General features: G+C 32.4%; 1 pseudogene. It reads left to right on the top strand.

The window, feature by feature from the left end:
- A pseudogene (locus tag ACM0OY_RS40590) lies at window positions 1-167 on the top strand (ISAs1 family transposase); the annotation flags it as partial.
- Window positions 168-423 lie beyond the last annotated feature (256 nt).

Here is a 423-nt window from a genome sequence, read left to right as displayed (position 1 = left end):
ATTGTCGAATTAGAAAAGATAATGCTCCACAGAATTTCGCACTATTACGACAAATAGCCGTCAATCTTTTAACTAAGGAGAAGCGGGTCAAACGTGGAATCAAAAACAAACAGTTTCTCGCCGCAATGGATGATAATTATTTAGCAAGAGTTTTAGCCCTAGCTTAAAATAGTATATCAAAACTTGAATGGAAATTTTTACGCAGAAGTTTCACTTGTCTGGAGGACAAGCATAATTTTATGTCCCCAAGTAACAAGTATTTTTAGTATTAATAGGTCATGATTTATCTGGCGATAAGCTAATTGATATTGTTGGTAAGTTATTGATTTATTTTATTTATAACAAAAGCACTTTGCCAGATTATGTATAACATTTTCAGATTTGTTTTAATTTTTATTAGTAAATAAGATGCGGCCGCCCTGG

Source organism: Nostoc sp. CCY 9925 (genome assembly GCF_963920935.1).
Lineage (GTDB): Bacteria > Cyanobacteriota > Cyanobacteriia > Cyanobacteriales > Nostocaceae > Nostoc.
The sequence above is the reverse complement of the archived record's forward strand: the minus strand, read 5'-3'. Positions and strand labels throughout refer to the sequence as shown.